General features: G+C 68.7%; 19 protein-coding genes and 1 pseudogene. 7 read left to right on the top strand and 13 right to left on the bottom strand.

From position 1 onward, the window contains the following. Positions 1-38 precede the first annotated feature (38 nt). Both ACH442_RS44785 and ACH442_RS44790 read right to left on the bottom strand, forming a co-directional pair. Positions 39-854, bottom strand: a complete 816-nt coding sequence (locus tag ACH442_RS44785) for a hypothetical protein (RefSeq protein ID WP_396344291.1) — start codon at positions 852-854, stop codon at positions 39-41. Positions 855-1,987: 1,133 nt separating this feature from the next. Next, on the bottom strand, positions 1,988-3,598 hold the full coding sequence (locus ACH442_RS44790; protein WP_396344292.1) for an ATP-binding protein: 1,611 nt from the start codon (positions 3,596-3,598) through the stop codon (positions 1,988-1,990). Positions 3,599-3,894: 296 nt separating this feature from the next. On the opposite strand from ACH442_RS44790, the gene ACH442_RS44795 reads away from it, so the two are divergent. Next, positions 3,895-4,098, top strand: a complete 204-nt coding sequence (locus ACH442_RS44795) for a hypothetical protein (protein WP_396344293.1) — start codon at positions 3,895-3,897, stop codon at positions 4,096-4,098. Between the two features lie 606 nt (positions 4,099-4,704). Here the strand turns inward: ACH442_RS44795 and ACH442_RS44800 are convergent. Beyond that, positions 4,705-4,908: a cold-shock protein gene (locus ACH442_RS44800; protein ID WP_396344329.1), complete on the bottom strand. Its 204-nt coding sequence runs from the start codon at positions 4,906-4,908 to the stop codon at positions 4,705-4,707. Positions 4,909-5,187: 279 nt separating this feature from the next. Between ACH442_RS44800 and ACH442_RS44805 the strand changes: the two genes are divergently transcribed. Then, a complete protein-coding gene (locus ACH442_RS44805; RefSeq protein ID WP_396344294.1) occupies positions 5,188-6,840 on the top strand; it encodes a Na+/H+ antiporter in 1,653 nt (550 codons plus the stop codon). A gap of 94 nt (positions 6,841-6,934) precedes the next feature. Here the strand turns inward: ACH442_RS44805 and ACH442_RS44810 are convergent, their stop codons facing one another. From ACH442_RS44810 to ACH442_RS44825, 4 genes are all read right to left on the bottom strand, one after another. Continuing rightward, entirely contained in the window at positions 6,935-8,179 is a 1,245-nt protein-coding gene (locus tag ACH442_RS44810) for a serine hydrolase domain-containing protein (protein WP_396344295.1), read from the bottom strand. A gap of 308 nt (positions 8,180-8,487) precedes the next feature. Then, the gene (locus tag ACH442_RS44815) at positions 8,488-9,795 is read right to left on the bottom strand and encodes an extracellular solute-binding protein (RefSeq protein WP_396344296.1); all 1,308 of its coding nucleotides are present in this window, start codon (positions 9,793-9,795) and stop codon (positions 8,488-8,490) included. A 55-nt stretch (positions 9,796-9,850) separates the two neighbouring features. Continuing rightward, entirely contained in the window at positions 9,851-12,358 is a 2,508-nt protein-coding gene (locus ACH442_RS44820; RefSeq protein WP_396344297.1) for a putative bifunctional diguanylate cyclase/phosphodiesterase, read from the bottom strand. A gap of 259 nt (positions 12,359-12,617) precedes the next feature. Next, on the bottom strand, positions 12,618-14,261 hold the full coding sequence (locus tag ACH442_RS44825; RefSeq protein ID WP_396344298.1) for a diguanylate cyclase: 1,644 nt from the start codon (positions 14,259-14,261) through the stop codon (positions 12,618-12,620). Between the two features lie 514 nt (positions 14,262-14,775). Between ACH442_RS44825 and ACH442_RS44830 the strand changes: the two are divergent. Next, a pseudogene (locus ACH442_RS44830) lies at positions 14,776-14,901 on the top strand (NADH pyrophosphatase); the annotation flags it as partial. Between the two features lie 301 nt (positions 14,902-15,202). Here the strand turns inward: ACH442_RS44830 and ACH442_RS44835 are convergent. The 6 genes from ACH442_RS44835 to ACH442_RS44860 all read right to left on the bottom strand — a co-directional run bounded on the left by ACH442_RS44835 (position 15,203) and on the right by ACH442_RS44860 (position 21,183). Beyond that, a complete protein-coding gene (locus tag ACH442_RS44835; RefSeq protein WP_396344299.1) occupies positions 15,203-15,694 on the bottom strand; it encodes a DUF4262 domain-containing protein in 492 nt (163 codons plus the stop codon). Positions 15,695-16,183: 489 nt separating this feature from the next. After that, a complete protein-coding gene (locus tag ACH442_RS44840) occupies positions 16,184-16,969 on the bottom strand; it encodes an LLM class flavin-dependent oxidoreductase (protein ID WP_396344300.1) in 786 nt (261 codons plus the stop codon). Between the two features lie 217 nt (positions 16,970-17,186). After that, positions 17,187-17,945: a Pr6Pr family membrane protein gene (locus tag ACH442_RS44845; protein ID WP_396344301.1), complete on the bottom strand. Its 759-nt coding sequence runs from the start codon at positions 17,943-17,945 to the stop codon at positions 17,187-17,189. Positions 17,946-18,132: 187 nt separating this feature from the next. Continuing rightward, positions 18,133-18,873: a YcnI family protein gene (locus ACH442_RS44850; RefSeq protein ID WP_396344302.1), complete on the bottom strand. Its 741-nt coding sequence runs from the start codon at positions 18,871-18,873 to the stop codon at positions 18,133-18,135. A 106-nt stretch (positions 18,874-18,979) separates the two neighbouring features. Beyond that, entirely contained in the window at positions 18,980-20,422 is a 1,443-nt protein-coding gene (locus ACH442_RS44855; protein WP_396344303.1) for a sensor histidine kinase, read from the bottom strand. A gap of 59 nt (positions 20,423-20,481) precedes the next feature. After that, positions 20,482-21,183: a response regulator transcription factor gene (locus tag ACH442_RS44860; protein ID WP_396344304.1), complete on the bottom strand. Its 702-nt coding sequence runs from the start codon at positions 21,181-21,183 to the stop codon at positions 20,482-20,484. 177 nt (positions 21,184-21,360) lie between these two features. On the opposite strand from ACH442_RS44860, the gene ACH442_RS44865 reads away from it, so the two are divergent. From ACH442_RS44865 to ACH442_RS44880, 4 genes are all read left to right on the top strand, one after another. Further along, positions 21,361-22,524 carry an outer membrane lipoprotein carrier protein LolA gene (locus ACH442_RS44865; RefSeq protein ID WP_396344330.1) on the top strand — a complete coding sequence of 388 codons (1,164 nt, stop codon included), beginning with the start codon at positions 21,361-21,363 and terminating at the stop codon, positions 22,522-22,524. 84 nt (positions 22,525-22,608) lie between these two features. Further along, positions 22,609-23,787 (top strand): tryptophan synthase subunit beta, encoded by a 1,179-nt coding sequence (trpB, locus tag ACH442_RS44870; RefSeq protein ID WP_396344305.1) that lies wholly within the window; start codon positions 22,609-22,611, stop codon positions 23,785-23,787. Continuing rightward, complete coding sequence (trpA, locus tag ACH442_RS44875) at positions 23,784-24,575, top strand: tryptophan synthase subunit alpha (protein WP_396344306.1); 792 nt, start codon at positions 23,784-23,786, stop codon at positions 24,573-24,575. Before trpB ends, trpA begins: the two co-directional genes overlap by 4 nt. Continuing rightward, positions 24,535-25,263: a GntR family transcriptional regulator gene (locus ACH442_RS44880; RefSeq protein ID WP_396344307.1), complete on the top strand. Its 729-nt coding sequence runs from the start codon at positions 24,535-24,537 to the stop codon at positions 25,261-25,263. Before trpA ends, ACH442_RS44880 begins: the two co-directional genes overlap by 41 nt. The last annotated feature ends 29 nt before the right edge of the window (positions 25,264-25,292 follow it).

Below are 25,292 nucleotides of genomic sequence, written 5' to 3' on the forward strand. Positions count from 1 at the left end.
CCAACATCGCCCGCGCCATACGCCAAGCCAACCGTCGCTCACACGACCTGATCACCGCCGTGACCAGCAGTTACCCGACAACGCAATGACCCTGGAACGATGCCGGCCAGCCACACGGCGACTGCGGCCACCGCGGCCTCGGTCGCGACGGCAACGTTGCCCCAGACAACGCCATTGACATTGGCTACGGCGTTGGCGGTGACAAGGACATTGAGCCCGACCTTCAAAGAACCCCGCGCGGCATCGGCCTGGGCGGTCACATTCTTCCCTCCGGAACGGGCCTGGAGGCGCTGAACGTAGGTCTGAATATCCTGGGAAAGGCGCACCAGAGCAGCCTGGATAAGCTCCGGGTCCTTGCTCTGGACATCGACCGTCACCTTCTCGTGGTATTGACTGTCGATGCTCTTCAGCAATACGAGCAGGGCACGGATGTCGTCCTCGGAGGCGCCCTTCACCTGGGCTGGCGGAACGAACTTGGCGGCCACGTCGGGGTGCTCCGCGGCGGCCCGCCCGGTTCCGAAGGCGAACAGAGCCAGGATCTCTTCGTCGCTGTAGGGGAGTTTGGCCTGGCCGGCGTCGGCTGAGGTGGTGGTAGCCGAGCTCGGTGAAGGCTCGCCCTGGGCGTGGGCAGCCGCAGGGCTGAAAGACAGGACCATCGCCGCGGAAGTGACTGCCGCCACGGTCTTGAGGTATCGCGTTCGCGACACGACTTCTCCGATCTCATGAAGGAAACAACGGACATAGGGGTTTCGAGAAAGCTCGGAAGATATGCACACGTCGCCGAGAATGGCGACGGGCAGCCTGATTTTCCCCAGCGTATAAGCGCTGAGGAACCGGCACGTCCGCGCGAACATGCTCGAAAAGGTTTCTGCCGGGTGGCGAACTATTCCAGGTTCTGGAGTCTCTGGATGTCCAGACCCGCCCGTTGCCCGTCGCGATTCCGCGATACCGACGGTGAATCGATGTTACGACAGCCCACAGTTGGCGTTCCTTCCCGCTTCCCCGTTTCCCCCGTGCTACCCCAGGAAGGACACCGGCATCAGCAGAAATGAAGGCGGCGCAGGGACGGAACTCTCCTCGAAGAAAGAGCCCACAATGCTGGCCGGTCATCCGTGATGATGATCGATGCCCCCGGAGCGACGCCAATGTAGCACGGGGTTTCTGACTCGACCAGATCATGCGATCAAGGCGAAAAAGCCCTTGAAAATGTCGGTTTTGCGACCGATTTATCCACGTTGGAACCACGCCGAGCAGAGCCCTTCTGCCCATTCGCGACGGCCCGTTCAGCAGGCCGCTGATGCCGCCGGCTCGGTCCACGAACAGGACCACCAGTGGGCTGACGACCTGCCCGCAAACTCATTGCACCGACTCACCATCCGGCAGATTCCGCACGAGGAACACGACCCAGCCCGGCCCCGATGCTTCCCCCGATCGCCGCATTGGCGGAGCCGATGAAGACTGGCTGTGAGTCAGCTGATAAATGGCCTGTAACTACCACCCATGACAAATATCATGGTTGCCCGCCGGCCAGCTCCTTCGTAGCGTCGACACGGATCGCGAATTGACGGGGGTTAATCGTGACGATTCCTTTGGGCGTGCTGCTCGGCAGCCGCCGGGCTTTCGCCTGCCAACTTCTGGGCCGGCTCAACCGCGGTCGGCTGCCGGCGCCGTACGGTCGAGGCCGATCACCCGTGTAGCAGTGAGGTTCCGCCCCGGGACCGGACATCAGGGTGTTATGCCGCGAGGGGGATGGCTGGACGGCAGCAGACACGGGTCTCAGGCGGTGTGCGTAGCCCGTTGATCGAGTGCAGCCGCTGTCCGTTGCCGTGGTTGATCGGCGTCGGTTCGCCGTGGCCGGGCAGGGGTCGACGATGATCGTGCCGCCGATGATCGGCCGAACTGCACACCAGCGCAGACGAGATCGCCGACGTACGGCAACATCTCGCTTCGGCCGCGGCCCATGGCTGTTGTCTGTGCTGCCGACGGGCTATTGCGGTTTGGTCGGGAGTTCGATGACGAAGGTGGTGCCAGGGCCGGGGTGATCGGCCAGGTGGATGGAGCCATGGTGTCGTTCGATGATGGTCCGGACGATGACCAGGCCGAGGCCGGTGCCGGGGATGCGCCGCTCGAGGGCGGTGGAGGCGCGGTAGAAGCGGCGGAACAGCCGGGGTCGTTCGGCAGCGGGGATACCGATGCCGGTGTCGGCGATGCTCCAGGTGATGCGCTGACCGCTGTCGTCAGTCGTAGCGGTGACGGTGATGGTGCCGCCGGCGGGTGTGTATTTGATGGCGTTCGACAGCAGGTTGTCGGCGACCTGGCGCAGCCTGCCCGGGTCGGCGTGCAGATCCAGCCGTTGCGGGAGCCGGAGCGAGACGATGAGGTTCTTGTCCGATGGTGTGATCGCCTCCAGCGCCTGGCGGATGATGTCGCACAGGTCGGTGTCGGTGGGGTCGATGGCCAGGTTGCCGGATTCGAGCCGGGCCAGGTCGAGCAGGTCGTCGGCCATGACTGACAGGCGTTCGGCGTTGCGGGCGATGAGTTGCAGGTAGTGTCGCTGCTCGTCGGGGGCAAGGCCATCGAGTTCGCTGGTGAGCATGGCGGCGGTGCCGGTGATCGCGGCGAGCGGGTTGCGCAGCTCGTGGGTGACCATGGCGAGGAATTCGTCTTTGGTACGGGCCAGCTCGATGGCCAGTTCTTCGGCACGGCGCCGTTCCACATATTGCCCGATCTGGGCGGCGAGGCCGTTGAGCAGGCCGATCAGGGTGTTTTCGGGATCTTCGACGCGGTCGCCGTAGACGCACAGAGCGCCGAGGATGTGGGTGCCGGTGCGCAGCGGAACGCCGACGGCCACACGTAGCCCGATCCGGGCGGCGGCGCGGCTGCGCAGGGAGCCGGTGTCCGCGGCCAGGTCCGAGATCCAGTGCGGTGCAGCGTCGGCGCAGATGCGGCCGGGCAAGGCCATGCCCGGTTCAAGGACGTCGATGGCGAAGTCCCGCAGCCGGCGGCCGGGCTCGACGTGACGGGCAAGGCAGGTCAGCAGTTGCCGATCGTCGTCGACGATCCACAGTTCGGTCACCGGCCAGCCCATCTTCACGCCGAGGGCCTCGACCACACGGGCGGCGGCGGCGGTGCTGGAGTCGGATTCGGCGAGGCTCCGGGCGACGGCGACTTCCGCTGCGGCGAACAGGCCGGCTCGTTGCGCGGTGGTTACGTCGTGGGCAAAGACGTGGAACACCCGGCCGGTGGGCTCCTCGGTGGCCGTCAATGTCATTTCGATCGGCACCTCGTGACCGTCGGCGTGCCAGGCCGACCACTGCAACCGCCGGCCGCGGGTCTGCCCCGGCAGGCCGAGGGCCAGCGTCGCCAGTTCGACTCGCCCCGTCTCCCGTGCTTGGGGCCGGACGATCAGCTCCTCTACCGATCGACCGCACGCCTGAGCCGGGGTGTAACCGAACGTCGTCTCGGCGGCCGGATTCCAGGCCACCACCCGCCCGGAGGCGTCGAAGGCCAGATAGGCGTCCAGCGCGGCAGCGAGCACCGCCGACTGGCGTAACGGCCCGGGGTTCGTACTGCCGGCCCGTTCGGATCCTGCTGGCATCGTTTCCCCTGACGGATTCGCTGCGATCAGCCGATTGCCCTGATTCGGGGATACAAAGTGGCGCGGTACATTCCAGGCTAACCCGAGGACCTACGCCGTCGGCCCTGTTCACGCGGTACTGGTTTCAGCGCTCACGTTGCCATCGCCGGCGAGTTTCCTGCAGCTCGCACGGTGCTCAAGGGCCGCCGACCGGCCTGCTGCCCGGAGGAGCCATGTTGGCGCGCCGGATCTGCGGGTAGATCTTCGACATGACTGCGCATGATGAAACCTCCAGCCGGCAACGGACTGCGGCCGCGATGCACGACACCGCGGAACGTCTGGAAGTGGCCGAAGCGATTCTGCACCGCAGCGCGGAGGAGTCACCGGATCCGGCCGCCGCCACTCGGTTGCACTCACTCGGCGACCAGGTGACCGCGCAGGCAAAGAACATCGGTCGGCGCGCAGATCAGATCGAGCAGCCGAGCGTCGAGCGCGATCACGCGCCGGGCCGCTCCAGGTGATGCGGGTGGGGCAGCGCTCACTGTAGTCGCCGTTGGGAACGCGGCGGACTGCTCCGCAGTGGCGCCGGGTGAGGGCCGGGGTTGAACGGCAAACTGACGGTAGCGCAGGTGTGGTGGTCCGGTGCCGGAGCCAGGCGTCGAAGTCGGCCGGGGCGCCGGGCGCCGCCCGATGCCAGGCCACGCCGGTCCCGTCCGCGCCGGTCGCCCTCTTACAGCAGCGTCGAGCAGGTCAGCAACTTGACGGCATCGTCGTGCCGGCCATCACGGCGAAGGGGTTGCGTAGCCGGTGCATGGCCGTCTCGCCGCGGTCCGCAGCACGAGGGACCGGACCCGGATCCGCGGCGGCCGGAGCGAGAAACGAGGCACAGGCCCGGATGCCGTCACCAGCAGCGGCCGGTCGGCTGAAACGCGGGAAACCAGCGCGGGCACCCTGCCCGAGCGGGGTGGTGACAACCGTGGTCATGTAAATACTCCCGGGGACGGCACGGCAACAAAGCACGTGCGGCAGGTCACGGAACATCATCAGAATGGACCGAGAAAGAACAAGCAGGAAATACTGAAAGGCGGCCCGCTGAACCAGTCGGGCCGCCGTTCGGGGATCGCAGGTCAGAGCGAGCGAATATTCTCCGCCTGCAGGCCCTTCTGCCCCTGGGAGATGTCGAATTCGACGCGCTGGTTCTCCTCAAGGCTGCGGAAGCCGCTGGCCGAGATCGCGGAGAAGTGGGCGAAGACGTCGGCGCCGCCGCCGTCCTGGGTGATGAAGCCGAAGCCCTTGTCGCCGTTGAACCACTTCACGGTACCTGTCGTCATGTCTGCTCCTTCGCAGGCCTGCAGGGGCCGCACCGTGCGGACCCTGACGCCGCCGCGTTGATCACCCGCGCCGGAACCGACACGAAAAACGAAAAGCGCCTGCATGGATCACAAAATCCATGAGGCGCCGAAAAACGTCTAAGGAAATCAAAACTGCAACCGGGCAACCGTAGCACAGAGATCGCCGACCGCCACCGGGATTCCGCACGAACCCGGACGCCACGTTTTTCGAACTCCCCGGTTTTCGCTGTTTCCGGGCCGGTCCGCGAGGATTGGCCGGTGGATGTCGAGTCGGTACTGGTGTTCGTCCTCGCCGCTGTCGCCGTGGTCGCCGTGGTGCGGTGGGTCGCGGCCCGGACCGGGCTGCCCGCCGCGGCCCTGCTGCCGCTCATCGGCATCGGCTACGCCCTGCTGCCCGGCCCCGACATCGCCCTCGAGCCGCACATCATCCTCACCCTCGTCCTGCCGCCGTTGCTCTACAGCGCCGCCCTGGACTCCTCGATGCTCGCGATCCGCCGCAATCTGACGACGGTGGTGAGCCTGTCGGTCGTTCTGGTCCTGCTCACGGCCCTGCTGATCGGCCTGGGCTTCGCCTGGCTGGTCCCGGGGGCGACCCTGGCCGCCGGTGTCGCGGTCGGCGCGGCCGTCGCACCACCGGACCCGGTGGCCGCACTGGCCGTCGGCCGCAAGGCCGGGCTGCCGCCACGCATCATCACGGTGATCCAGGGTGAGGGGCTGCTCAACGACGCCACCGCGTTGACCATCCTGGGCGTCGCGGTCGCGGCGGCAACCGGTGACGGCTTCTCCGCGCCCATCGCGCTGGGCCGATTCCTGATCGTCGCCACGGGTGGCGCCGTCGTCGGGGTGATGATCGCTTTCTTGGTGCGTCTGCTGTCGCGGCCGCTGAGCGCGGATCCGCTGCTGGCCAACGCGGTCTCGCTGGCCACCCCGTTCGGCGCCTACCTGCTGGCCGAGCAGATACACGTCTCCGGTGTGCTGGCGGTGGTCGTCGCCGGGCTGATCGTCGGGCACCACACACCACGATCGGCCTCCGGCGCCGGGCGTCTGCAGACCAGCGCCGTCTGGAGACTGGTCGACTTCCTGCTCGAAGGCCTGATCTTCCTGCTGATCGGCCAGCAACTCCCGCAAGTCATCGACGGGCTCGCGGGGTACGACACCGCAACCGTCGTGGCCGCGGTCGCCGTCACCGTGGGTGTCGTCCTGCTGCTGCGACCACTGTGGCTGCTGCTGACTCTGATCCTGCCGGCAGCACTGTTGCGCGCACGCTCCCGCGGGGGCCGCCCTCCGGCGACGGAACCCGCACGATGGTCGGCACGGGAGGTCGCCGTGCTCAGCTGGGCCGGCACCCGGGGAGTGATCAGCCTCGCCGCGATCTTCACCCTGCCCCTGACCACCGATACCGGGGCCGGCTTCCCCGCCCGGGACCTGCTGCTGTTCTGCGCCTTCGTCGTCGTGCTCGTCACCCTCGTCGGGCAGGGCCTCAGCTTCGCCCCGATCGTCGGCCTGCTCGGGCTACGCGCGGACGACAACGACCAGGCCCAACTGCGTAACGAAGCCCGATCGGCGTCCGTACGGGCAGCCCTCACCGCACTCGACGAACTGGAGGAACAGGAACACGACGACATCAGCACCCCCGTGATCGAGACGATGCGCGAGCAACTGCGTGCCCGGCTCGACCGCTACCAGGACCGGATCGTGCTCCTGCGTGCCAACGACGACACGACCGGTACGCCGATCTCACCGCAATACGAGGCCGCGCTGCACGTACGTCGTGTTGCACTCGACGCCCAACGCGACGAACTGCTGTGCTGGCGCGACGCCGGACGGTTGCCCGACGAGGGCCTCCGAGTCCTGGAGCGCGAACTCGATCACGAGGAGCGGTTGCTCCCTGACCGACCGACCCGCAGGTGAACCTGGATACGGCCGGTCCGGTCGACCTCTCGTCCGCACCCTCGCGGTGCGTTTCGGAACCCGGGCCGTGAGAGGTGGCCGCTGCTGGACCAGGTCAGCCGCCTGATCCGTCGGGCGGCGGCGCCACTCCGGTGATGGCCTGCATCTCCCGTCCGATCATCTCCACCAAGGGCACGTCGTCGCGGTTGGTGAGGATGACACCGGCCCAGCCGGTATCCGGGTAGACGTTCCAGTTGGCGCCGACACCGGGGTTCCCGCCGCCGCGTCCGTATGTCCACTGGCCGCCGACGATCATGGCCGGAGGCCCGTAGGTGCTGAATCCCGCCGGGCCAAGCGGATTCTTGGCTGCGGTGAGCACATCCGCCCAAGGCCGGTCCAGGACCGTGCCGTCAGTCAACGCGTGCGCGAACCGGACCAGGTCCGGGGCGGTGGCGAAGCCGCTGTCACCGGGGGCATCGATGTAGGTGCGGCCAGGGTTCTTGCCCAGCGTCTCCATACGCGGACTGCTCTTGTCGAGATTGCGGACGGCGTCCACCTGGCTGCCGTCAGCCAGCGTCATGTACGGGTGAGCGATGTTCGCGTCGGTGAGCCACTGTGGTCTGGTGTGGAACGCCGACCCGGTCATGCCGCAGCGCTGGAAAATCTGTTCCTCGACGTAGTCCCAGTACGTCATGCCGGCCACGGCCTCCACGATCAGCGCGGCGATGGTGACCTCCGCCTCCGCGTGGTCGGTGTCGGGCAGGCCCGGCACGCCGGCCGGACTCGCCTGCCGGGCCCTTCGCCGGTAGTACGCGTGCACCTCGTCGCGGCTGTGGAAGACACGGCGGACGTCCTCGGCCGGAGACTTCAGCCCGGACATGCCGGAGAGCAGATGGTGAATGGTCACCCGCTCGGCGACGTCCCGGGGGAAACCAGTCAGGTGCTCACCCACCGTATCTGCCAGCCGCAGCTTGCCCTGCTGCGCCAGCTGGAGGATCGCCACCGCATGGAACGGCTTGCCCGCCGAGCTGAGGCTGAACGCCGTGCCCTCACGGTTCCGGACCCCCTTCTCCCTGTCGGCCATGCCATAACTGCGCGACAGCACCGTCCGGCCGCGGTGGGACAGCAGTACTACACCGGAGAACTTGCCCGCGGCGGCCAGTTGCGCCACGTACCGGTCGTAGGCTCCTCCGGGCAGAGTGTCCGGCGGGATCCTGTCGGGCCCCGATGAGCCGGCCGGGAGCCGGTCTGTGTGACCGGCGCGGGCGCGCACCAGCGGCACACCGGCGATCGCGGCGCCGCCCCACTGCAGCATCCGCCGGCGGGCGACACCGCGTACGGAATCCGATTTCAAGATCATCTTCCCTCCTTGGTCGGCAGGCCTGGGCGCAGGAGAATGCGCAGAGGTCATGCGACGATCCAAAAGGGAGCGCCGTTGCAGCGGCGTATGCACTCTCCTTACGCCCGCGATACACACCGCGACTGGCTCGTCAGGAAACGGCGACGGTCCTCACCTCGGCAGATGGATGAGTTCTCACCGAGTCGGCCACCGCACATCTGCCCGAGACCTCGGCCGCCTGTGGGGCCGGCCCAAGGCAATCACCGGCGACTTCCATCGCTTCCTGCGAGGCGCACATGGGCAGTGACCTCGGCGCGGAATCGATGATTTCACCGGCCGAGCCGGACGTAGTTCTCGTCATAGGGCTTGGCGATGTCGGCCAGGACGGCATCCGGGGTCTTGTTGCCGTTGATGAGGTCCTGGATCGCCACGCCGAGGACGTCGTAGTAGCCCGGCGCCGGCCAGTCCGGGTAGAAGGCCAGACCGTCCTCGGCCTCGATGGTGGCGAAGCGGGTCATCAGCTCCTTGTTCTTCTCGGCCGACGGCGGGGGCAGGTCGGCGCGGACCGGGACCCCGCCCGACTCGCCGAGCAGGCTCTGGATCCTCGGCTTCATGGTGATGTCGATGAAGTCGTACGCGAGGGACTTGTCCTTGGCCTTGGCCGGCACGACCCAAAGGTTGCCGCTGGAACCCGGGTGCAGCGTGTTGCCGGGGAACAGGAACGTACCCCATTGGAAGTCCTTGATGTCCCGCACGAAGTCGCCGTACATCCAGCTGCCGACGATGACCATCGGGAAGCGCTGCTTGGTGAAGGCCAGGTTCATGTCCTCGGCCTTGACCCGGGCCGCGTTCTTGGCGATGTAGCCCTTGCGTACCCAGGTGGCGAAGGTGCTGGCCCCGAACCGGAATTCGGGGCCGGTGAAGTCGACCTTGCCGTTGTAGAGCTGGTACTTGTCGACGAAGGTGCGGTCCGCCTTGGAGAGCACCAGCTCGTAGAAGATCTGCTGGGCCGGGTACTCGGCGCCGCCGACCGACAGGGGCGTGACGCCGGCCTTGACGAACGTGTCCATGGCCTGCTGCAGCTCGGCGAATGTGGCCGGGACCTTGACCTTGTACTTGGCGAACAGGTCCTTGTTGTAGTAGACCATCACGAACTCGGCGTAGTTGGGGATGCCGTAGACGGCGCCGCTGCCCATGATGCCGGCGCTGTCGTAACGGGTGGTGGTCTGCAGGCTTGGGGTGAGCAGCTTGTCCCAGCCTCGCTTGGCCGACTCGCTGGTGAGGTCGGTGAGCAGGCCCTGGTCGGCGAGCAGGCCGGCGGTCGAGTTGCCCTTGTTGTACTCCAGGACGGTGGGCGGGTCGTCGGCGTTCAGGGCGATGGCCGCGTTCTGCCGGATCTGCTCGAACGTCTTCTGCTCGAACCGGACGGTCACCCCGGGATGGGATTCCTTGAACTGCTTGATCGCCTCGGTCCAGGCGAGGCCCATCGCGCTCTCCGGGCGTTCGTAGTGCCACACGGTAAGGGTCTGTGCCCCGGCCGCCCCACCCGGGCCGGCGTTGTTCCCGCAGGCGGCGAGCGCCGCGACGGTCAGCAGGATCGCCAGCCCGGACACCAAGCGCAAACGTCTGACCCGCATGTTCTTCCCCCCATGGCCGCTGTTCCCCCAGTCTGGCAAGGCTGAGGGCCGACTATCAGGAAGCCGGGGAAATCGCCGTGAGACGGTGCATATCGGCGGGGGCCGGGCGGCCGAAGTAGTAGCCCTGGAACAGCCTGCAGCCGAGCCGTTCCAGCTCCTCGGCCTGCCCGGCGTTTTCCACGCCCTCGGCGATCACCAGCAGGCCGAGCGTCTGGGCCACCCCGATGATCATCTGGACGATCGAGGTGGCCTCCGGGTCCCGGCCGAGCCCGTCCACGAACGAGCGGTCGATCTTGAGGGCCTGAACCGGGAACCGGCGCAGGTGGGCGAGGGACGAGTAGCCGGTGCCGAAATCGTCGAGCGCCAGCCGGACTCCGAGGTCCCGCAGCGCCTCGAAGGCCTTGGTCACCTGGGCGATGTCGGCGGCCAGGGCGGACTCGGTGATCTCCAGCCACAGCGCCGCGGGATCGATGCCGGTGCTGTTCAGCACGCCCGCGACGGTCTCGACGAACGTCGGGTGCTCGAACTGCAGCGCGGACACGTTGACCGACATCCGCAGCAGCTCGCCGTCGGCCCGGCCGGCCTGCCACTCGGCCAGCTGCCGGCACGCCTGCGCCAGCACCGAAGCGCCGAGCGCCACGATCAGGCCGCTCTCCTCGGCGACCGGGATGAACTCGTCCGGCGACACCAGCCCGCGGGTCGGGTGCTGCCAGCGGACCAGCGCCTCGAAACCGGCGGTCCGCCCGCTGCCGGCCTCGACGATCGGCTGGTAGAAAACCACCAGCTCGTCGTCGTGGATGGCGCGGCGCAGATCCTGCTCGGTGCGCACCCGGCGCTCCAGGGCCGAGCTGAGCCGTTCGTCGAAGATCTCCACCCGGCCGCGGCCGCGCTGCTTGGCCTGATACATCGCCACGTCGGCGTCGCGCAGCAGCTCATCCGCGGTGACCGGGTTGCCGGCCGCCACGAACGCGATGCCGATGCTCGCGCCGATGGTGATGTCCCGGTGCCCGCCCTTGATCTCGACGCGGATCGGCTCGCTGATGCCGGCCACCACCCGTTCGGCCGCCGCCACCGCCGCGCCGACCTCGGGGACCTCCTCGCTGATCACCACGAACTCGTCGCCGGCCAGCCGCGCGACCGTGTCGGTGGCGCGCAACCCACGGATCAGCCGCTCGGCCACCGCGCGCAGCACCGCGTCACCGGCGTCGTGCCCGAGCGAGTCGTTGACCAGCTTGAACCGGTCGAGGTCGATGAACAGCACGGCCATCAGGTCGGATCGATGCCGGACCCGCAGCAGGGCCTGCTCGAGGCGGTCCAGCACGGCGGCGCGGTTGGGCAGGTTGGTGAGCGTGTCCCTGCTGGCCAGGCGGGCCAGGCGCCCGGTCGCGACCTCGGTGGTGGTGATCGTCTCGTTCAGCGCCTTGGCGATATAGCTGAGCTCGTCCTGGGTGCTGACCTGGACGCGAGCGCTGAGGTCGCCGCCGGCCACCGCGCGCAGCGCCTCGACGATACGGCCCACCGGGGTGGCGACCGAGAAGTAGAAGCCGGCGAACAGGTAGACCGCCAGCAGCGAGGCCAGCCCGAGCCAGAGCCGCACCTCGCGGATGCGGGCGGTGGACTGCCCGATCCGGGTCTGCAGCAGGCGGTCGAGCGTGGTGACCGCGACCGAGGCGTAGTTGTTGGTAGCCACCCGGACCGCGTCGGCCGAGTGGGACGGGAACTGCTCCAGCGACTTGTGCTCGACGGCGAACGCCAGCCGCTCGCCCATCGCCGCGGTCACCGCCTTCAGCTCGCGGGACTGCCCACGGATCGAGGCGACCGCCTCGTCGTCGCCGGCCGAGGCCGCCACGGCGTCCGCCGCCCGGGTCAGGTGGTCGCTGCTGGTGGTCACGATGCCGAAGTACTGGCCCAGCTCCATGAAGGTGGTCAGCTGGTCGCCGGTCTGCTCCTGGACGGTCACCTCGAGCAGGTCGGCGATCCGGCCGGCGACGTCGCACAGTGAGGGCAGCCAGTCCTGCAGCATCCGGGCGATGTAGTTGGAGTCGAGGTCAGGATCGTGGATCAGCCCCGATCGGTCACCGATCGTGACGATCAGCGCGAGGGTCGAGTCGGAGGCGGCCTGGTACTCCTGGAACTGGACGGACTTCGCCTGATCGCTGGCCTTCAGCGCGGCGACGATGGCCTCCCGGGTGCGCGCCCACTCGGCGTGCACCTCCCACGCGCCGTGGGTCTGATGGTCCACCTCGTCGACTCGGGCCACGTCGGCGTCCAGGTTCACCGACAGGTCGAAGCCCTCGGAGACCGCCGACCGCCGGGCCTGCACCAGGTCGCCCGACATCACCAGCAGCGTCCGCAGGTAGCGCAAGCCCTCCTGCTCGCGCACGGTCGCATCGATCTTCTCCCGCTGCACGTGAACGTACTGGTTGACCGTCACCACCAGCGGCACCAGCAGAACCAGGCCGACCAGCAGGAACTTCTGGGCGTAGCGGAGCCGGCCGATCAGCTGGGCGGCCGGCCACAGCAGCAGCGACAGCGCGGCCCGCAGCCGAGCACCCACGCCCATCGCTTCCCCGAATCCCCGTCACCCGGTGTTCTCCCCTTTACCTTCGGATCGCGAGGTGCGGGCCTGAGAGGACCGCGACTTCCGGTTCCCGTACGCGTCGGCCTGCACGCGGTACACCCCCGCGTACCGGCCGCCGGCCGCGAGCAGCGCGGCGTGGGTGCCCCGCTGCCAGGACGTGGAGGACAGCGGTGAGCGGACAGTCGGCGGCCTGGGGAGAAACCCACAGAGCGTCATACATGGGCGCGAATCAGCGCCATCGTCAGGATGAAGCTGCCTGGGACAACGCCTGATCCGTGGCGAGGTACACCCGGTCCCGGCCGTCTGCCTTGGCCCGGTAGAGCGCTTTGTCGGCAGCAGCAAGCAAGTCGACCGGCGTCGTAGCAGACCAACGGTAGACGGCGGCCACTCCGGCGCTGAATGTCGCAGGGGTGGAACATCTGCTCAGTGCCGCGCGCCATTCGTCGGCTCGGTCTCGCGCCCGATCCGCTGTGACGCCCGGAAGGACGACGACGAACTCCTCGCCGCCGTAACGGGCGACCACGTCACCGGGCCGACATCCTGAGGTCAGAACCTCTGCGACGTTGACCAGCAGCCGGTCACCGGCTGCATGGCCGAAGGTGTCGTTGACGTGTTTGAAGTGGTCGAGGTCGACCATGACGATGCTCGTCGGCGCAGCGGTTTCGCAGGTCTCGGCGGGGGCCGCGGCCAGATCTGCCTCCAGGACGCGCATCAGGTATCGGCGGTTGTACAGTCCGGTGAGCTCGTCACGGACGGCCTGCTCCGCCAACTCCCTGCGGAGACTTTCCACGACCTTCAACTGCTCCTGCAGATTGGCGTTGGCCACATCCAGGGAGCGTTTCTGCTCCTCCAGCTCGGAGATGTCGCGGATGACCACGACCCGGCCCGCTGCCTGGCCCTGCCGATCGGTCAAGGCGGCCGACCGGACGTCCAGGTCGAGGTGCCCTGCGCTGGTTTCGAGCGAATGCTTGCCGTCGGTCAGGAGCATTCCCGGATGCCGCTGCGGTGTCAGTGCTCGTAACGGAAGGCCCGCAAGGTCGCCGGGAAGGTCGGTCCGGCCTCGCCGGATCAGGTGCTCGGCTGCCGGGTTGTAGTCGAGCACTCGGTCCTCGAGGTCGAGAACCAGCAGCGCGTCGGCGACCTGGTCGAAGACCGACGACCGTGCCAGCGGTGCCAGACGCAGTATTCCCTGCCGGAACACCGCCCACCAGTAGATGATGCCGATGAGAGCGAAACCGAGGACGGACAGGTCGACTGAGCTGCCGCGAGCCAGGAGCACCAGCGTCGCGATGTTGCACACGGTCGACGGCACCGCACCCAGCAGCACCGTGCCGAGTTGCTGGCGGTACAGCAACCTGGCGGTGCGCCTCGCCTTGACCACGTGCGCCAGCCCGGCAGTGATCAGCACGTAGCTGTAGAGCGTGTGGGCCCAGAACAGGGGACCCGGTGCCATCACCACCATCGGTGGTTCCACCCGGACCGAGGACGCGAGCAGACCGTGCCACGGGTTGGTCAGGGCCGCGGCGGTGACCAACGCCGGCTCGATCAGCAGCAGCGCTGTGCGTCTGCGCCAAAGGACGTACTCCCGGTCGACGATGACCCGGCAGAGCAGGTAGCAGCCGGTTACCGTGACACCGACACCGGGGTACAGCAGGGACAGCACACTGGTCTTCAGGGCAGTCGGTATCAGGATCACGCTGAGGAACTGCGAACCCGCCCAGAGTGCGAGGCCGAGCATGGTGAGGGCCAGCGCCACAGCGGCAGGCGTCTTTGCGCGCCGGCGCCCCGCCGACCAGCCGACCAGTCCGCAGGTCAGCATGCCGACCAGTGGTATCAACGCCAACGGGTGCCACCCGAACAACGTCGTCGCCTCCCGCAGGTTCATCCGGCCGCGAAGCACTCTTTACTCACATCGGCAACGTGATCCGCGGCCTGAGCACTACGAACGGGGCTGCGAACAGCTCACCTGTCGATCAGTGAGCGTGCGGTCGGCATGCGAGACAGGCGTCGTCTCCGGACCGGGCGTGCCTCCAGACCGCCGTTGCTGCGGCTTTGCGGGCCGCCCTGAAGGTGTCTCGATCGCTCATGAGTGACGATGGCAATCTGACGCGGGGTCTGAGATCCTCGTCAAGACAATCAGCGAGCGTTCGATGTGCTGCGTGGTTGAGGGATTGATGGCGTTGGGCTCCTCTGCTGTGACTGGAGCGCCGATGCCGTACGCCGAGGGTGGGCTGGACCGGGCGAGCGCCCGCCGGGGTGACCCGGACTGGCTGGCCGGCCTCCGAGATCGTCCGAACGTCAAGGTGGTGCCGATCTGGCAGGACGACTGCGTGGTGCACGGTGACCCGTCGCGGGCCGTCATCGCGTCCGGCGCGGTGGTGCGGCCGTTGCTCGACGCCGACGAGATCCTTGACGCCCGGTGGTTCACCCGGGCCGAACTCGCCGAGAAGGCCGCTGCCGGTGACCTCGGCCGCATCGACTCCATCGACCGGGTGCTGCTGCACTCATGGCTCGAGCACGACTGACCGCACCGCCGGCGCCGGCACTCCCCCGTTGTCCGGCACGTTGCATCGGCTCGCGATCGTCGTGTTCGCCGCCAACTACAGAAACCTGGCGAGTCGGCAGTGAACAGCAAACTGCTGCCGCTCTGGTCAGGTAGATGTGGCAGCAGCTCCGGTCAGTCGCAGTGGCGCCGGACTGCTTCCGGCCGGCAGAGTTGTGACGCCTCCCTCACGAATCCGCTCGTCGGATACAACCGGTCCGGCCAGGAGCGGAACCGAAACAGGCGCTCATGTCGGTATCGGGTGCGGAGCCGGCGCGACGAAGTCAGACGTCTTGGGTCCAGACGCCTTGCGGGTGCTCGCCGGGCGTGAGCCAGAGCTGTGGCTGGGAGAGGTTGCCGGTTTCCTCAGGAAATCTGCCGTCCCGGTCGGGCCAGACGACCTGGAGAAACGGGATGGGCGGTTGCCGGTAGAACCAGATGCCGTGACCGAAGAAGGCTCGATACCAGGCCGGTTCGATGGTCCTGAGACGGATCGGGTAATCCTTGACGACGTCGTCATGGGTCTGGCCGTCGGCGAGACCGTCCCGTTTGCCGAGGATGTTCAGACAGGACTGCATGACGCTCAGGTCGAGGCCGAACATGGCCAGTTCCGGACCGCCCCGGCTGTGCCAGCGACCGATCGTGTACGACCAGCCCGGCCCGAGCTCATCCGCCGGGACGCCGGTGACGCTCCACCCGAACTGCTCCACGTTGCCGATCACGCCGCGGTCGGCCGCGTCGTAGTCGCCGCGATCGCCGTGGTCCTTGCAGATCACACAATGACAAATCCGTGAAGCTTCGAGCACAGATCCAGCGTATGTGATCGGTTACGGCACCCGGGCGGCGGCCTGGGCAGGTACGAATCGAGCGTGATGACCGCTGCCGTCGCGGTCGTTGATGATCTCGGCGGTCGCGGATCGTTGATGGGAATCCATGCCGATGATGACGTGCCCCGTGCCTGTTCTCCTCGATCGAACCGGGGGTTGAATCCGGCCAGGAGGGCAGCACTACGTTGAGCTGGGCAGTCCCCTCTTGAGCCTCTCCGCGCCGCGGTGACCGGCAGGACGCATGCCATGAGCGAGTCACACCGACAGCGGCGGACAGCCGCAATACGAGCGATCCCGCCGGTCACTTCGACCGAGCCTGGCCGGGCTGCGGTCGTACCGCCAGTGGATGACCAGCCGATGAGCGGACATTGGCAAGAGGTCGCTCTCGCCGTCATGACATGCCGTGCTGCGGAACAGGACCCTGGCTCCGGAGGCTCTCTAGGTGCGTGGTCCGCGGCGGATCACGGCTCGGAGCGTGTCGATCCAGTCGCCGTCGGGGCCGATACCCTCTACCAGCCAGGTGGCGCCGGCGGACGCGTACTCGTCGGCGGGGATGCCGTCCGCGTGAAGGGCGACCACGTCCCACGCCGGCGGGCGTTCGATGCCGTCGAGATAGGCGGCGAGACTGTCGGGGGTCAGCGTCTCGGTGCCGGAGAGGGGAACGAACCCGTCCCACCCGACGGCACGCTCCAGCGGGCGGCGGTGCGGGCTTTCGCCCGCTACCCAAATCGGCGGGCGGGGCTGCTGAACCGGGCGCGGAAGCATCTCGGTGCGTACGGTGAAGTGCTTCCCGTCGTGATCGACCGGCCCCCGCAGGAGGCCGTCGAGAACCGTCAGGCCTTCATCGAGTACGGCCGCGCGGTGGCGCGCCTCTCCCCGCTCCCCGAAGGCCTCGAACTCGGCGTCCGCCGGCGCGCCCAGTCCCACGCCGAGAACGGCGCGCCCGCCGCTGAGGTGGTCGAGGGTGGTGAGTTCCTTAGCGACCTTCCACGGCCGCCGCCGGGCCAGCGGCGTGACCATGGTGCCCAGGAGCACCCGTTCGGTGCTGGTCGCGGCGGCGCCGAGCAGCACCCAGGGGTCGTGCACGTCGAGTCGCAGCTCGGGCTCCCAGGTCATGTGGTCCCAGAAGAAGACCCCGTCCCAGCCCGCCTGCTCCGCATCGACGGCAAGCGCGACCAGCGTCGCCGGTGGCGCGAACGGGGGCAGGTTGATCGCGAACCGCATGTTGCCTTTCCTTCCGCCGGCCCTGCACTCGTGACTACATGGTCAGGCTATTCCAGTCTGCTGTGGACGGCCGCTTGTGCGGCCGGCAAGTGGGTCCTGACAGCGCCTCGCCCAAGTACCGACCTGCATTGCCTGAAGTTCCCGGAAAGGCATCGAACGACAGCCGAACAGACCCGAGCCGGACCACCACTCCCAGGCGGCCGGCGAGCTGACTCGCCTACCGCTGACGCTCACTACCCGACGAAGCAATTGACGCACCACCGGCACCGCTCGGATCAGCACACTCCTCGGTCTTTCCAGGATGCGCCTCAGAAACCCGAACCGGGGCAACCACACGTCCACCCGGTAAACGCCGGTCCAGCCCCCACAACGTCACCCCGAACAAAACGGCGATCAGCACCACGAACGCCATATTGCGAATCGCCGCGCCGTAACCAATTTCAGTCACGCTGGCAAAGGGATACGGATACCAATCAGTGACCGCACCGTGGGCAAACGTGTAACCGATCCACAAGACCGGCCACACCACCGTCCAACCCAGCGTACGGCCGTCCATCCGCGCCCGGGGCCCGAACAACAGCCAGCCCAGCAGCGCCCACCACGGCGCCACGTAGTGAAAGCCCAGGTTCGACCACCAACCGGCACCAGTCGGATTGGTCGTGCCGGCCAGCACCGTCGCATACACCAGACCGGTGATGATGATGCCCAGCATCGCGTCCAGACGGATCACCCGCCACAGCCGCCCGTCCCGCTCTGGATTCACCGCCAGCGTGACCGTCACGATCAGCAGCAGGATGTTGCTCTGAATCGTGAAGAAACTGAACAGGCGAACGAACCGCGTCACCACCGGCTCCACCACACCGTCCGGGCCGGGCGAACCCTGCGCCGTCAGCACGATCTGGGTCAGCAGCGAGCCCACCACGACGGCGGCGAGCAGCCCATGCCAAAGGCGGGCGTAGACACGAGATCGGTTCATCCCGGTAGTAAAGCTTGATCTTGATGATCGCGCCACAACCGCCCCGGGCCCAGCCGAGCGTCTCAGTCCGCCTGCCCGAGCGGAACCGGTTTCACCTTCCCCGGCCCGAAAGGCCCAGGATGAACCACGATCCGCTGGACAGGCAGACCATCACGCCGGGCCAAGGCCCGACCCATCGTCGACGCGATCAGCTCGCGGCGGGCTTGTCGGTCACGGTTGCGGCCTGCTCCGGCTTACGACTGGCTTTCGCGTACGCCAAGCCGGCCAGCACCAGCGCGATGAGTCCCGCGATGAGCCCGGCCAGGCCCAGCCCCGAGCCGCTGCCCGAGTCGTCGGAAGCCTCGGCGGCAGCGGGAGCTGCGGCGGCCGCCGCCGGAGCCGCACTGGCGGCGGCGGCCGGGACGATCTTCAGGACCGGAGCGGGGCTGTCCGGCTCGGAGCCGTCCGTGGCCGGCTCGTCGATCCAGCGGACCACGTTGCCGTCGGAGTAGGTCTGCAGCGCCTTGAAGATCAGCTGACCCGACTCCGGCAGCGCGCCCATCGACACGTCGAACTCCTGGAATTCGCCCGGCTTGATCTCCGAGCCCTTGGCCGCGGTCCAGGTGATCTTCGAGACCGCCTCGGTGATCTCGGTGTCGTGCGCCTTGATCGGGGTGGCCAGCTTGGTCTTCTCGGCCACGGCGGTCCAGCCCGGGACCGGTTTGACGGAGACCGACGCGACCGGCTGGTCCGCGGGGAGGTTCACCTCGAGCTTGGTGGTGGAGGCGCTGTCCGACTCGTTCGGCACACGGAACGAGACCTTCGCGTAGCTGCCCGCGGTGGCGGTGCTCGGGTTGACCGTCACGTGCGCGGAGGCCGGACCGGCGATCGCGAGGGTCAGCAAACCGGCCGCGGCGGCCACCACCGCGGAACGCTTGAGCAGCGACATTGTTGGGGGAACCTTCCGTCGTTTCGTCGCCCGCTGCCGGGCACTCCCCGTTGGTCGGCCCGATGATGCGAGAAGTTCCCGACGATCGCCGACTTTCCGGCGCCGCTCACTCTTTCGTGATCATGGCAGCGGATTCCGCCTCCCGGAGGCGGCCCGGCCTCGTTTCCGCACCCCGGCGCCGGGGCGCCCCACCGTCGCCCTTGGGCAGGCGGACCTCAACGCGCAAACCCGGCTCCGCATCACCCAGCGTGACCGATCCGCCGTGCCGCCGCACCAGCTCCTGCACGATCGCCAGCCCCAGCCCGGAGCCACCGGCATCGCGCGCCCGGCCGTCGTCCAACCTGGTGAACCGGTCGAACACCCGCTCCCGGTCCCCCACCGGAATCCCCGGCCCGTCATCGGTGACGACAACCAAAAGATCACATTCAGCTTCCGCCGTACGGACGGTGACCGTCGACCGCCGATGCCGGCACGCGTTGTCCAGCAGGTTCGCCACTACGCGCGCCAGCGCGTCGGGATCGGCCACCAGCGGCAAGGGACCGGTCGCATCCTCGTGCCGCACCCCCGGGTAGCGTGCCGCCACCTCCCCCACGAGTTGCCCCAGGTCGACCTGTTCCATCCGCCGGGAGACGGCCCGGCCGCCCCCGTCGTCGGACCGGGCCAGCAGCAACAGGTCGTCGACGAGCCGGGACAGCCGTTGCACGTCGGCGAGCAGGTCGTCGGTGAGCGCCGGCCAGTCCGTGTCGTCGGGCAGCCGCTGCGCCACCTCCAACTCGGTGCGCATGTTGGTGAGCGGGCTGCGCAGCTCGTGGGCCGCGTCGGCGACGAACGCCCGTTGCCGCGCCCGTGCGGTGTCCAGCCGTTGCAGCATGTCGTTGAGGGTGACGGCCAGCCGCCGGACCTCGTCGTGCGAGTCGGGCACCGGCAGCCGGCCCGCCCGCGTACCTCCGGTGATCTCCTCGGCACCGGCCCGCAGCGCGTCGACCGGCCGCAGCGCCGCGCCCAGCGTCCGCCACAACCCGGCCGCCAGCAAGGCCACCAACAGCGGAAACGCGATCAGTAGGGTGACCTGCAGCAGGTGCAGGCTCTGGCTCTGCTGGCTCGTGGAACGCGCGACCAGGATCTGCAGCGGCTGGGTCGCCGGGCCGGCGGTGTCCTTGACGACCCAGGCCTCCCCGTCGAAGCCGATCCGCTCCCCTGGGATCATGATGCCGTCGCCGTCGCGCAGGCCGGTCAGCTCGCCGTCGTACAGAATCGGCACCAGCCGGTCCGCGGTGGCGGAAACCGCCCGCACCCGGTTCTGCTCGTCGATGACCTGCACCTGGACCCCGGGTGTCACCTGGATCGGATCGGTGAGCTGCCCCTGGTCGACCAAGCGGGCCACGCCGCGTGCCGTCTCCAGCGCCTCGGCGTTCACCGCCCGTCCCTGGGCGAAGGTGAGCACCGCGACGAGCAGCACGCCGCCCGCCGCCAGCCCGAGCACCAGCGCCGCCGCCGAGATCAGCAGCAGGCGCGCCCGCAGACTCAGCTCCCGCAGCCGTCTCCGCATCCGCTCCCCTCCTCCGCCACTTCCCCGCCACCCGCCTGGAACCGCCGCCCCGCCGTCTCTCAAGCCTGCGTCGGCTCCGGAGATCCCGGTTTGCCGGCCGCCTCGGCCGCGACCAGCCGGTAGCCAGCGCCGCGCACCGTCTCCAGGCGATCCCGGCCGATCTTGCGACGCAGGTAGCCGATGTACACCTCGACCGCGTTCGGCGCGGTGTCCAGCGCGGCGTCCCACACGTGGTCGAGCAGTTCGGTCTTGGAGACCACCTCGCCGGGGCGCCGGATCAGATACTCCAGCAGCGCGAACTCGCGGGTCGTCAGCGTGACCTCGGTGCCGGCCACCAGCACGCGCTTCTCCGCCGGGTCGAGCTCGACGTCGCCACAGGCGAGAACGACCGGCCGGGCCTGAGTACCGCGGCGGAGCAGCGCCCGCAGACGAGCGAGGAGCACGACGTACGAGAACGGTTTGGTCAGATAGTCGTCGGCGCCGCAGTCCAGACCGTCGGCCTGGTCATACTCCCCGTCCTTGGCGGAGAGCATGAGCACCGGCAGCCAGTGCCGTTCCGCCCGCAGCTGCCGCACCACGCGATAACCGGAGAGCCGTGGCAGCATGACGTCGAGAATCATCGCGTCATATCCACCGTGCCGGGCCATCTCCAGCCCGTCCTGCCCGTCGTGGGCCACGTCCACCGCGAACCCCTCGGCCTGCAGACCGCGTCGCAGCGCGGCAGCCAGCCGTTCCTCGTCCTCAACCACCAGCAACCGCACCCGCTCACCTTGTCACGCCGTCGTTGATCCTCGATACCGTCTCTCAGTCGCCTCTCAGCCCCGTCCTCCTTCCGGCCCGACCCCCAGGCATCGCGGGTCTTCCCCTACGGGTCCTTCTCAGGCTTGTCACAGCGGTGGCAGAGCAGGATTGATGCATACCAACGGGAGGTGGACATCGTGTCTGTGTGGAAGTCCAGGCCGGCCCTGCGCTGGCTGGTACCGGGGGCCACCGCGGTTGTCGTCATCGGGGGCGGCGCGGCGGCCGGCACGATCGTGGCCAGTGCTGACCCGTCGCTGCCGGACCGCAGCGCGGCCCAGTTGCTGGTGGATCTGCAGAGCGCCAACCCTGCCGGCCTTTCCGGCACCGTGGTGCAGAGCGCCGACCTCGGCCTGCCCGGCATCGCCGGGCTGGCGAGCAATCTCGGCGGCGCCTCGGCCTCGGGTAACGGCCTGACCAGCCTGATCGCCGGAAGCAACACCGCCCGCGTCTGGTACGCGGGGGAGGACAAAGTACGTTTTGCCCTGCAGGGGACGCAGGGTGAGACCGACGTGATCCGCAACGGCGCGGACGTGTGGCAGTGGAGCAGCTCGGACAACACGGGCAAGCACCTGAAGCTGCCGGCCGACACCGGATCGAAGACCGGCAGGGCGCTGCCCGGCTCGGTGCCGTCGACGCCGCAGGAGGCGGCCGACGCGGCCCTCGCCGCGATCGACCCGACGACCAAGGTGCAGACGACCGGTGCCGCCGAGGTGGCCGGGCGCGACGCATACGAGCTGGTGCTGAGCCCGAAGGACTCCGACTCGCTGGTCGGGCAGGTGCGGCTGGCGATCGACGCCGAGCAGCACATCCCGCTGCGGGTGGAGGTTTACGCCAAGGGGGCGGCGAAGCCGGCCGTCCGGGTCGCCTTCGACTCGATCAGCTTCAGCGTGCCGGACGCCGAGCAGTTCACCTTCAACCCGCCGCCGGGTGCGAAGGTCGACGAGCCGGGCACGCCGTCCGCCGATTCGAACAAGACGAAGGGCGCGCCGAAGCACTCGTCCGCCGCGCCGGCCAAGCCCTCCGCGAAGGGCGAGGAGCCGAAGATCATCGGTAAGGGCTGGACCACCGTCGTCTCCGCGAAGGTGCCAGCCGGGACGCTCGGCGAGCTGACCGACGCCAGCAAGGGCACCGGCGACCAGGCCAAGGCGGCGCAGGCCCTGCTGGGCACGCTGCCCGAGGTCAGTGGCTCGTGGGGTAAGGGACGTCTGTTGAGCGGCTCGCTCTTCAGCGTGCTGATCACCGACGACGGCCGGGTGCTGGCGGGTCTGGTGACTCCGGAGGCGCTGTACAAGGTCGCCTGACCTCCATCCGAAAATAGTTCTAGAACTCTGCCGCCCAGCATGGCATGCTTGGGCGGCAGAGTTCTATAACTTTTGGGAGCGGTGATGTCAGCGTCCACGGTTTCAGCAGTCCCGGCCATGAGCCCGCCGGCCACGGGCGGACGGTTCGGCGAGTTCGGCGGGCGCTATGTGCCCGAGTCCCTGGTCCCGGCCTGCGCCGCCCTGGAGGCGGCGTTCCGCGAGGCCTGGGCCGATCCGGCCTTCCACCAGGAGTTGTGCCGCCTCCGCGCGGAATATGCGGGGCGCCCCACCGCCCTCACCCCGGCCTTCAACCTCTCCGCCGACCTCGGCATCACGCTGCTGCTCAAGCGGGAGGATCTGGCCCACACCGGCTCACACAAGATCAATAACGTCCTCGGCCAGGCGCTGCTCGCGCGCCGGATGGGCAAGACCCGCCTGATCGCCGAGACCGGGGCCGGTCAGCACGGCGTCGCCACCGCCACCGCGGCAGCCCTCTTCGGCATGCGCGCCACCGTTTACATGGGCAAGCGTGACATCGAGCGGCAGCGGCTCAACGTCTTCCGGATGGAATTGCTCGGCGCCGAGGTGATCCCGGTGACCAGCGGCAGCCGCACCCTGAAGGACGCGACCAACGAGGCGATGCGCGCCTGGGTCGCCGCCGTCGACGACGCGCATTTCTGCCTGGGCTCGGTCGCTGGCCCGCACCCCTATCCGTGGCTGGTCCGCGAGCTGCAGCGGGTGATCGGCGAAGAGGCGCGGGCACAGACGCCGGCCGTGCCCGACGTGGTGGTGGCCTGCGTGGGCGGCGGGTCGAACGCGGCCGGCACCTTCGCCGGTTTCGTGGACACCCCGGCCCGGCTGATCGGCGTCGAGGCGTCCGGTGGCGCCGCGATGACCAACGGCTCACCCGGGGTCGTGCACGGCTATCGGTCGATGGTCCTGCAGGATGCGGACGGCCAGGTGCTGGAGGCCGAGTCGATCGCCGCCGGGCTCGACTATCCCGGCATCGGCCCCGAGCACGCCCACCTGGGCGCGACCGGCCGGGCGGAATATCGCACGGTCACCGATGCCGAGGTGCTCGACGCGGTGGTGCGGCTGGCCCGCAGCGAGGGGATCATCTGCGCGCTGGAGTCGGCGCACGCGGTGGCCTGGGTCCTGCGCGCGGCCGGCACACCCGACCTGCCGACCGGGTCGACGGTGCTGCTCACGCTCTCCGGGCGCGGCGACAAGGACATGGCGACGCTGGCGGGTGAGATCCGGTGAAGCGGCTCAACCCCTACCTGACCGGCGGCATCACGCCCGACTGGATCGACTACCTGCTGGCCTTCCAGGAAGCGGGCGCCGACGCGGTGGAGATCGGCCTGCCGTTCTCCGACCCCATGATGGACGGCGCGACCATCCAGCAGGCCTCCGAGCAGGCGTTGCGCCGGGGCGCCACCGTCGATTCGATCCTGGCCGACCTCGCCGCCGCCCGAGCGCGGATCAGGATTCCGCTGATCGCCATGACGTACGCCAATCTGGTCCTTCGCGACGGGCCGGAAGCCTTCTGCCGACGGCTCGCCCAGGCCGGGGTCAGCGGGTTGATCGTGCCGGACGTGCCGGTCGACGAGGCCGACCGGCTCGAAGCCGCCACCACGGCCGCCGGCATCGACCTGGTTCTGCTGGCCGCGCCGGTCACCGAGCCCGACCGGCTGGCCGAGATCGGCCGGCGCAGCCGTGGCTTCGTGTATGCGGTGAGCGTCATGGACACCACCGGCGAGCGCGACGCGCTGGCCGCGACCGCCGCGCCCCTCGCCCGCCGGATCAAGGAGGTCACCGACCTGCCGGTGCTCATCGGGTTCGGCATCTCCAACCTCGAGCAGGCCGCCACCGCCGCCCGCGCAGGGGACGGCGTGGTGATCGGCGCCGCCCTGATGCGTAGGGTTCTGGACGGCGCGTCACCCGATGACCTGCGAACCGAGGTCGCCGCGTTCCGTGCCGCTCTCGACCGGCTCGACCAGGAGACGACCGTTGTCCACGCGCACCCCGAAGTATCAGGTGATCGCCGATGACCTGACCAACAAGATCAAGGCCGGTGAGCTGCCGCCCGGGTCCGCGCTGCCCCCGCAGAAAGAGCTGAGCACGCGGTACGGCGTAACGCTGGCAACGCTGCGACAGGCGCTCAAGCAGTTGCAGGACGAGGGGCTGCTGTCGCAGGAGGCCGGCCGGGGCACGTTCGTGTTCCCCCGCGCGAAGTACCAGCTCACGTCGCTGCACGGGTTCGCCGAGGATCTACGGGACCAGGGTCAGACGGTGACCACGGAGATCCTCGACCAGACGGTCGGCACGCCGACGGACTGGGCTGCCACGCTTCTCGGCGACGAGCCGGCACTGCGGCTGGAGCGGGTGCGGCTCGTCGCTGGGCGGCCCGCGGTGCACCAGACCTCCTGGGTCCGCGGCACGAGCCTGGCCTCGGCCGACTTCAGCGACACGTCGCTGTATGCGGCGTTGATCGAGCTGGGCCACTTCGTGCACCGCGCGTCCGAGGTGGTCCGGCCCGGACTGCTCGAGGAGCCGGTGGCCGGCCTGCTCCGACGACCGGCGGGCGAGCCGGTGCTGCTGTCGGAGCGGGTGACGTACGCGCTGGACATGCGGGTGCTGGTGGTGGACCGCGCCACCATGCTCGGTTCGGCGATGGAGATCCGGACCGAGCGGGCGGCCAGCGGCCTCTCCGTCCACTGGAGTCGCATCACCGCCTGACCGTCGGCTGAGGTGCGGCGAGGCCGGCC

The organism is Actinoplanes sp. NPDC020271, from assembly GCF_044388125.1.
Taxonomy (GTDB): Bacteria; Actinomycetota; Actinomycetes; order Mycobacteriales; family Micromonosporaceae; genus Actinoplanes.

Coding starts and splice junctions, on each gene's coding strand:
- ACH442_RS44810 (WP_396344295.1), bottom strand. CDS start 8,179: ATGATCTTGAAATCGGATTCCGTACGCGGTGTCGCCCGCCGGCGGATG.
- trpB (WP_396344305.1), top strand. CDS start 22,609: ATGTCAGCGTCCACGGTTTCAGCAGTCCCGGCCATGAGCCCGCCGGCC.
- ACH442_RS44790 (WP_396344292.1), bottom strand. CDS start 3,598: ATGCCAGCAGGATCCGAACGGGCCGGCAGTACGAACCCCGGGCCGTTA.
- ACH442_RS44785 (WP_396344291.1), bottom strand. CDS start 854: ATGTTCGCGCGGACGTGCCGGTTCCTCAGCGCTTATACGCTGGGGAAA.
- ACH442_RS44825 (WP_396344298.1), bottom strand. CDS start 14,261: ATGAACCTGCGGGAGGCGACGACGTTGTTCGGGTGGCACCCGTTGGCG.
- ACH442_RS44850 (WP_396344302.1), bottom strand. CDS start 18,873: ATGTCGCTGCTCAAGCGTTCCGCGGTGGTGGCCGCCGCGGCCGGTTTG.
- ACH442_RS44795 (WP_396344293.1), top strand. CDS start 3,895: ATGCACGACACCGCGGAACGTCTGGAAGTGGCCGAAGCGATTCTGCAC.
- ACH442_RS44845 (WP_396344301.1), bottom strand. CDS start 17,945: ATGAACCGATCTCGTGTCTACGCCCGCCTTTGGCATGGGCTGCTCGCC.
- ACH442_RS44815 (WP_396344296.1), bottom strand. CDS start 9,795: ATGCGGGTCAGACGTTTGCGCTTGGTGTCCGGGCTGGCGATCCTGCTG.
- ACH442_RS44855 (WP_396344303.1), bottom strand. CDS start 20,422: ATGCGGAGACGGCTGCGGGAGCTGAGTCTGCGGGCGCGCCTGCTGCTG.
- ACH442_RS44840 (WP_396344300.1), bottom strand. CDS start 16,969: ATGCGGTTCGCGATCAACCTGCCCCCGTTCGCGCCACCGGCGACGCTG.
- ACH442_RS44800 (WP_396344329.1), bottom strand. CDS start 4,908: ATGACGACAGGTACCGTGAAGTGGTTCAACGGCGACAAGGGCTTCGGC.
- ACH442_RS44820 (WP_396344297.1), bottom strand. CDS start 12,358: ATGGGCGTGGGTGCTCGGCTGCGGGCCGCGCTGTCGCTGCTGCTGTGG.